The organism is Duganella radicis (assembly GCF_009720825.1).
In the GTDB taxonomy this organism is placed as follows: domain Bacteria; phylum Pseudomonadota; class Gammaproteobacteria; order Burkholderiales; family Burkholderiaceae_D; genus Rugamonas; species Rugamonas radicis.
In genome coordinates this window covers 1-7,031 of sequence record NZ_WNKY01000087.1, presented here as the reverse complement: position 1 = coordinate 7,031, position 7,031 = coordinate 1, and the positions used below count along the sequence as shown (strand labels likewise).

Sequence of the window (7,031 nt, the reverse complement as noted above, 5' to 3'; positions counted from 1 at the left end):
CGGCGGCGCTGCCGCCGGAGCCGCCGGCGGCCGGCGACGACCTGTCGCCGCGCGCCGCCCGCGTCTATCACGAGTTGCAGCAGGCGCTGCGACAACAGCAAGAACAGCAAGAAACGAGAAAACACTGATGCGCATCGTCATCGACCTGCAAGGAGCCCAATCGGAAAGCCGCTTTCGCGGCATCGGCCGCTATTCGCTGGCGCTGGCGCTGGCGATCGCCCGCAACGCCGGCCAGCATGAGATCTGGCTGGCGCTGAACGGCGCGCTGCCGGCCATCGCCGACCTGCGCGCGGCCTTCGCCGGCCTGGTGCCAGCCGCGCGCATCCGCGTGTTCGACAGCGTGCCGCAGGTGGCCGAGATGGACGCCGCCAACCACGGCCGCGCCCGCGCCGCCGAGTTGCTGCGCGAATACGCGATCGCCCAGCTGCAACCGGACATGGTGCTGGTCACCAGCCTGTTCGAGGGCTATGTCGACGACAGCGTCACCTCGATCGGCGCGTTCACCAGCGGCGCCGATACCGCCGTCATCCTGTACGACCTGATCCCGGCGCTGAATCCGGACGCCTATCTGTCGGTGGCGACCCAGCGCCAGCACTACGAAGGCAAGCTGGCCTCGCTCAAGCGCGCCGGCCTGGTGCTGGCGATTTCCGACTACTCGCGCCAGGAAGGCATCGACCTGCTGCAACTGGCGCCGGCCACGGTGCAGGCGATCTCCACCGCCGTGGACGACAGCTTCCGCCCGGCCGAGCTCAGCCAGGAGGCCCTGCAGGCCTTGCGCGCCCGCTTCGGCCTGACGCGCGAGGTGCTGATGTACGCGCCCGGCGGCATGGACGCGCGCAAGAACATCGACGGCCTGATCCGCGCCTTCGGCCTGCTGCCGGCGGCGCTGCGCGCGCGCCATCAGTTGCTGATCGCCAGCAAGATCGGCGAAGGCGACCGCCAGCGCCTGCTCCAGGTGGCGCGCGAGGCCGGCCTGGCGGCCGACGAGCTGGTGCTCACCGGCTATGTCGACGACGCCACCCTGATCGCCCTGTACAGCAGCTGCGCGCTGTTCATCTTCCCCTCGCGCCACGAGGGCTTCGGCCTGCCGGCGCTGGAGGCCATGGCCTGCGGCGCGCTGGTGATCGGCGCCGACAACACCAGCATTCCGGAAGTGATCGGCTGCGCGGAAGCCCTGTTCGACGCCGCCTCGGCGCAAGCCATCGCCGACAAGATCAACGCCGTGCTCAGCGACGACGCCCTGCGCACCCGCCTGCGCGCGCACGGCAAGCGCCAGGCCGCCAGCTTCTCGTGGGACGCGTCGGCACGCAAGGCGCTGCGCGCGATGGAAGCCCACGTCGCCGCGCGCGGCGTCGCCCGGCCGCCACGCCAGCGCCGCAAGCTGGCCTTCGTCTGCCCGCTGCCGCCGGAACGCACCGGCATCGCCGACTACGCGCTGGAAGTGCTGCCGGCGCTGAGCACCCACTTCGAGATCGAACTGATCCTCCAGCAAAACGACTGCACCCTGCCGCCGTCGCTGGCCGGCCTGCCGCGGCGCGACGTGGCCTGGTTCCGCCAGCACGCGCACAGCTACGATCAGGTGCTCTACCAGTTCGGCAACAGTCCCTTCCACAGCCACATGCTGGCGCTGCTGAAGGACTACCCGGGCGTGGTGGTGCTGCACGATTTCTTCCTCAGCGGCATGCTGTCGTACGAGCAGATCACCGGCGCCATGCCCGGCGTCTGGAACCAGGCGCTGTTCCACGCGCACGGCTATCCGGCGCTGCTGTCGGTGCTGGGCGAGGACGGCGTCGAGCGCACCAAGAACGACTATCCGGCCAGCCTGGGCGTGCTGGAAGGCGCGACCCGCGTGATCGTCCATTCCGAACACGCGCGCACCCTGGCGCGCGAATGGTACGGCCCGCAGGCCGGCCATAACTGGAGCATGGTGCCGCATCCGCGCGCGCTGGCCAGCCACCACGACCGCGCCGCCGCGCGCAAGGCGCTGGGCTTGCCCCAGGACGCCTTCGTGGTGTGCAGCTTCGGTTTCATCGCCCCCACCAAGCTGACCCAGGAACTGGTGCGGGCCTGGCTGGCCTCCAGCCTGTTCCGCGACCCCGCCTGCGTGCTGGTGCTGGTCGGCGCCAACCATGGCGGCGACTACGGTGTGCAGCTGAGCGCGATGATCGAGGCCGCCGGCGCCGGCGAGCGCATCCGCATCGCCGGCTGGACCGACGATCCGGTCTATCACCAGTATCTGCAAGCGGCCGACCTGGGGGTGCAGCTGCGCAGCATCTCGCGCGGCGAGACCTCGGGCGCGGTGCTGTACTGCATGAGCTATGGCATGCCGACCATCGTCAACGCCAACGGCGCCTTCGCCGCCCTGCCCGACGATGCGGTGTGCAAGCTGGCCGACCGCTTCACCGAGGCCGAGCTGGTGGCGGCGCTGGAAAACCTGCGCGCCGACCACGGCCGCCGCGCCCGGCTGGGCGAGGCCGGCCGCGCCTTGCTGCTGCGCCAGCACAGCCAGGAACATTGCGCCCAGCTGTATGCCGACGCGCTGGACCTGGCGCTGGCCGAGGCGCCGTTCAGTCGCGCCGGCCTGCTGCGCGCGCTGGCCGCGCAGCCCGATCTGCCGCGCGACGAGGCCACGCTGCAACAACTGTCCACCTGCATCGCGCGCGCGCCCGACCCGCTGGCGCCGCGTCAGTTGCTGGTCGACGTCACCGCCATCTCGCGCCATGACCTCAAGACCGGCATCGAGCGCGTGGTGCGCACCCAGTTGCTGGAACTGCTGCGCCACCGCCATCCGGGCTGGCGCGTGGAGCCGGTCTACCTGAGCGAGGAAGGCGGCCACTGGCACTACCGCTACGCGCGCCGCTACGCCTTCGGCCTGCTGGGCATGTCCACCGAGGGCGTCAGCGATGCGCGCGCCGACGTCAACGCCGGCGACGTGTTCTACAGCGGCGACTCGTCGCCGGCCGCCATGATGGCGGCAGCCGGCCAGGGGCTGTATGCCCGCTGGCGCGCGCGCGGCGTGCGGGTCCACTTCGTGGTCTACGATTTGCTGCCGGTGCTGCGGCCGGAATTCTTCCCGTCCGGCGCCGGCGAGGGCCATGCCGCCTGGCTGACCAGCGCCGCCGCCGAAGCGGACTGCCTGATCAGCATTTCCGACGCCGTGCGCCAGGATCTGGCCGCCTGGCTGGCGCAGCGGCCGGAACTGCCCCGACCGGCGCTGGAAGTGCTGCACCTGGGCGCCGATATCGACCGCGAACCGGCGGCCCGCGAAACCACGCTGGCGGCGGCCGACGCCGCGCGCCTGGCGCAGCTGCGCAGCAAGCCCACCTTCCTGATGGTCGCCACCATCGAGCCGCGCAAGGGCCATCTGCAAGCCATCGCCGCGTTCGACCTGCTGTGGCAGGCGGGCGTCGAGGTCAACCTGGTGATCGTCGGCCATGAGGGCTGGACCGCGCTGCCCGATCCCGAGCGCCGCACCATTCCGCAGATCGTCGCGCGCCTGAACGGCCATCCGCAACGCGAGCGCCAGCTGTTCTGGCTGCGCGGCATCGATGACGCCCACCTGCAACAGGTCTATCAGGCCAGCACCTGCCTGCTGATGGCCAGCGAAGGCGAAGGCTACGGCCTGCCGCTGATCGAGGCGGCGCGCTACGGCTTGCCGGTGCTGGCCCGCGACTTGCCGGTGTTCCGCGAAGTGGCGGAACAGCATGCGTATTATTTCGACGGCATGGACGCCGCCGACCTGGCGCGCGCGCTGCGCGACTGGCTGGCGCTGCACGCCCAAGGCCGCCATCCTGCCTCGCGCGAGATGCGCTGGATGAGCTGGCACGACAACGCGCTGGCCCTGCTGACCATCCTCAACGAGGGCAGTCAGGCATGAACGAGCCGCTGCGTTCCCCCGTCGTCGCTGACGCCGCCCCCCGGCACGGTCCCCGCCGCCGACTGCGTGCCGCGCTGCGCGGCAGCCGCCTGCTGCTACCGCTCACGCTGCTCGCGCTGAGCATCGCGCCGGCGCTGCTGGCCGGCATCAGTGCCGTGCCCAAAGCCGACGCCTGGCTGGAGGGCCGCATAGCCGGACGATCGGCGGTGCGCGCCTACCGCGCGCAAGTGCCGCCGGTGGAAGAACTGCGCCCGCTGGCCGCCCTGCCCGAGATCAAGGACTGGTGGCCGGTCGAGCGCTATTACAGCCGCTTCGAGCGCTGGTTCAGCGACCACCTCGGCTGGCGCAACCTGATGATACGGGGGAAGAACGAGCTCGACTATCGCCTGTTCAACTCCTCCACCCGCGTCTACTTCGGCAAGGACGGCGAGCTGTATGGCCGCAACCTGATCGACAATGAAATGCCGGCCACCGAGCAACTGCTGGCCGATCCGGCGCGCGCGCAAGCGGTGTACGACGGCGTGCTGGCGTTCAGCGAGCAGTTGCGCCAGCAGGGCGTGACCATGCTGCTGGTGGCGCCGATCCAGAAACAGTACTACACGCGCGAGCGCCTGCCGTCCTTCGCGCCGCAGGTGCCGGACGATTCGCACTTCATGGCGTTGTATCAGCGCCTGAAGGCGGCGCCGCGGCTGCACTTCATCGACGTCAAGCGCCACCTGGACCAAAACCGCGACAAGTTCCCGATTTTCTACAAGCAGGACTTCCACTGGACCGACCTGAGCGCGATGGTGGTGGCGGCCGACGTCACCGACAGCATCGCCAGGCTGGAAGGCAGCCCGCTGCGCTGGCGCCATGCCATGCAGCCCGACTACCAGCCGTTCGTCGGCTCGGAAGCGCGCTTTGCCGCCCGCCTCAATCTGAAGGAACAGGTGATCGAGCCGCAGCTCAAGCAGACCTGGACCCCGCGCCACCACGACACGCCGGCCGCCGCCAACAGCGGCTGGGAGTTCAGCACCGACGCGCTGGACGATCCGGCGCTGCTGCCCGCCACCTGCATGTATGGCAACAGCTTCAGCGACGGCATGCTGCGCGCCGGCCTGACCGAACACTTCAGCCAGTTCCACAAACTGAGCCGCACGCTGCCGCTGACGCAAGTGCCGGCCCTGCTGCACGGCCAGTGCCGCTACCTGATCGTGCAAGTGCTGGACATCCAGACCGACCGCTGGGCCTCGCTGGCGCCGGCCAAATAACCCGACGACGACACCATGGTCTTTTCCTCGCCAGGCTTTCTGTTCCTGTTCTTCCCGCTGTTCTACCTGCTGTACTTTGTGCTGCCGCGCGGCTGGCGCAATAGCTACATCCTGCTGGCCAGCTTTGTATTCTATGTGCTGGGCGCCGGCGCCCTGACCGCCGTGGCGCTGGTGCTGCTGCTGGCCAACTGGCTGCTGGCCGGGGTGATCGGCGCGCGCCGCGAGGCGCAGCCGCTGCTGGCGCGCCGCCTGCTGGCGGGCGGCATCGCGCTCAACCTGCTGCCGCTGGTGTTCTTCAAGTATCTGCTGTTCCTGGCCCAGCTGGTGCAGGACGTGAGTGGCTGGCAGGCCACCGTGCCGGTGCGCGAGCTGGGCATCGTGCTGCCGCTGGGGATTTCGTTCTACGTGTTCCACTTCCTGTCCTACCTGCTGGACGTGCACGCCGGCCGCATCGCGCCCGAGCGCAGCTTGCAGAAGTTCGCCATCTACATCTTCCTGTTCCCGCACCTGATCGCCGGGCCGGTGGTGCGCTACGCCGAGGTGCGCGAACAGCTGCACATCCGCCATCGCGCCACACTGGGCCGGGCGCTGTTCTGGGGCTTGCTGATCTTTATCGTCGGCCTGTCGAAGAAACTGCTGATCGCCGATCCGCTGGGCGTGGTGGCCGACGGCATCTACCGTCCCGGCGCCGAGCTGAGCACCTACTCGGCCTGGCTGGGCGCGATCTGCTATACGTTCCAGATCTACTTCGATTTCTCCGGCTACACCGACATGGCGATCGGCCTGGCGCGCATCATGGGCTTCCGCTTCCCGCGCAACTTCAACCGCCCGTACGCGGCCCACAGCATCACCGAATTCTGGCAGCGCTGGCACATGACGCTGTCGCGCTTCTTCCGCGACTACGTCTACATCCCGCTGGGCGGCAACCGCGGCAGCCCATGGCGCACCTACCGCAACCTGATGGTGGTGTTTGTGCTGTGCGCGCTGTGGCACGGCGCCGCCTACACCTTCCTGGCGTGGGGCGTCGGCCATGGCCTGCTGCTGGTGCTGGAACGCGCCGGCTGGCTGAAACTGGACAAGCTGCGCCTCGGCAGCCTGCCGGTGTTCGTACTGGCGACTTTGCTGTGGGTGCCGTTCCGCGCCACCAGCCTGGAGCAGGCCGGCCGCGTGCTGCACGCCATGTTCGGCGGCGCGCCGCTGTCGCTGCCGCACGACCGCATGCTGGCCGATCCCAAGGTGATGTTCGTGCTGGCGCTGGCGGCGCTGGTGTGCCTGCTGCCGGACCGTCCGCTGCGCCGCTTGTACCAGCACAGCTTCCGCCTCGGCGCCACGCCGGCGATGACGGTGTACTGCCTGGCCCTCTACCTGCTGTCCTGCATGGCGGTGGTGGAAGGCGGTTTCAATCCGTTTATTTACTTCCAGTTCTAGGCGGCTGCACCGGGCACAACTGATAAGGATGGTCGTTGCGGCCCACGGCCGCGCGGTATTTCACGCAGTCTTCCGGATTGAAGGTGATGCCGTAGCGGCCCAGCACTTCCTGCGCCGCCGGCCAGATCTTCTGATTGTCGCCCTCGGCCTGCATCATCACGTAGAACGGGCCGCTGCGCGCGGCCATCATCTCGGCCGCCTTGGCCGCATAGGCCGGCGACTCCGGGAAACCGCCGCCCAGCGCCACGAACGCCAGCTCGCGCGGGAACGATGGCACCAGCCAGCTCATCGGCGGATCGCCATGCACGGTGAACACCATGTTTTGCGCCGGCGCCGGCAGCGGCGGCAGTTTGAATCGCCCCGGAAATTTAGGAGGCCGTTTGGTGTGAGTCAGGCGACTTAGCCTGCTCGGAAAGTTGTCGGTAATAGTTTGCCTCAGCTTCGGCCGGCGGTATATAGCCAAGCGGTTCGAGCAG

Annotated in this window: 4 protein-coding genes; 3 read left to right on the top strand and 1 reads right to left on the bottom strand. The window is 69.1% G+C overall.

Translation table 11 applies throughout. From position 1 onward, the window contains the following. Window positions 1–127 precede the first annotated feature (127 nt). From GM676_RS30865 to GM676_RS30855, 3 genes are read left to right on the top strand one after another with little or no spacing between them, the layout of a single operon-like run. Window positions 128–3,877, top strand: a complete 3,750-nt coding sequence (locus tag GM676_RS30865) for a glycosyltransferase (protein WP_155468391.1) — start codon at window positions 128–130, stop codon at window positions 3,875–3,877. Further along, a complete protein-coding gene (locus GM676_RS30860) occupies window positions 3,874–5,127 on the top strand; it encodes an alginate O-acetyltransferase AlgX-related protein (RefSeq protein ID WP_211923324.1) in 1,254 nt (417 codons plus the stop codon). Before GM676_RS30865 ends, GM676_RS30860 begins: the two co-directional genes overlap by 4 nt. 15 nt (window positions 5,128–5,142) lie before the next feature. After that, window positions 5,143–6,555: an MBOAT family O-acyltransferase gene (locus tag GM676_RS30855; protein ID WP_155468390.1), complete on the top strand. Its 1,413-nt coding sequence runs from the start codon at window positions 5,143–5,145 to the stop codon at window positions 6,553–6,555. Here the strand turns inward: GM676_RS30855 and GM676_RS30850 are convergent. After that, the gene (locus GM676_RS30850) at window positions 6,536–6,874 is read right to left on the bottom strand and encodes a hypothetical protein (protein ID WP_155468389.1); all 339 of its coding nucleotides are present in this window, start codon (window positions 6,872–6,874) and stop codon (window positions 6,536–6,538) included. The genes GM676_RS30855 and GM676_RS30850 overlap by 20 nt on opposite strands. Window positions 6,875–7,031: the final 157 nt, after the last annotated feature.

What these genes read in the sequence shown, in the direction of transcription:
- GM676_RS30865 (WP_155468391.1), top strand. Translation starts at nt 128, where the DNA reads ATGCGCATCGTCATCGACCTGCAAGGAGCCCAATCGGAAAGCCGCTTT.
- GM676_RS30860 (WP_211923324.1), top strand. Translation starts at nt 3,874, where the DNA reads ATGAACGAGCCGCTGCGTTCCCCCGTCGTCGCTGACGCCGCCCCCCGG.
- GM676_RS30855 (WP_155468390.1), top strand. Translation starts at nt 5,143, where the DNA reads ATGGTCTTTTCCTCGCCAGGCTTTCTGTTCCTGTTCTTCCCGCTGTTC.
- GM676_RS30850 (WP_155468389.1), bottom strand. Translation starts at nt 6,874, where the DNA reads ATGGTGTTCACCGTGCATGGCGATCCGCCGATGAGCTGGCTGGTGCCA.